This is a genomic window from Caballeronia sp. LZ003, from assembly GCF_031451465.1.
Lineage (GTDB): Bacteria > Pseudomonadota > Gammaproteobacteria > Burkholderiales > Burkholderiaceae > Caballeronia.
Genome location: NZ_JARUXJ010000137.1, coordinates 1 through 595 on the forward strand (window position 1 = coordinate 1; position 595 = coordinate 595).

The 595-nt window shown below is 56.1% G+C and carries 1 protein-coding gene; it reads right to left on the bottom strand.

Going from position 1 to position 595, the window contains the following annotated elements; translation table 11 throughout:
• Positions 1-60: 60 nt before the first annotated feature.
• Positions 61-267 (bottom strand): HNH endonuclease signature motif containing protein, encoded by a 207-nt coding sequence (locus tag QCE79_RS33455; RefSeq protein ID WP_309851790.1) that lies wholly within the window; start codon positions 265-267, stop codon positions 61-63.
• Between the last annotated feature and the right edge of the window lie 328 nt (positions 268-595).

Sequence of the window (595 nt, forward strand, 5' to 3'; positions counted from 1 at the left end):
TCGGTGTCCGAGCCTCGAACCCACCAGACTTTCGACACCCCCTCCCCCCCAAACACTTGCTCAACGTCCAAACCGCCCCGCAGCCTCCGCCGCCGTCTTGCGCGCATGACAGTCAACGCAGAGCAACTGCAGATTGGCGTCGTCGTTACTGCCGCCAGCTTCGAGCGGAACGCGGTGATCGACGTGATCGAGATGCTCGTTCCACAATCGGCCGCACCGCGCGCAGCAAAAGTTGTCACGCGCGGCGATGCGCATGCGCGTCGTCATCCATCTGCGCCCGCGAATGCGCACCGTGGATCCAGCTTTCACGTCCAACAACGAGAGCCTATTGGCCTTCACGTTACCCAGTCGGGGCTTAAGGGTCCTCAGTCTCGCCATTCGCAGGTTGCAACACAGAGATGGATGAACTAGCCTCGAACGAGGCTATCGCGCAAGACGCGCACCAACGCAAAAAAGCCCACATGGTTTGAGCCATGCGGGCCTTAAAGACAGTGATGCAGCCTATCGATTAAGAGCCGATTTTATATGAAAGTGTTCAATCAGCAGTAGAACTATTTTGTTCAATAATTCTTGAACACTTTTCGGACATGAAGCT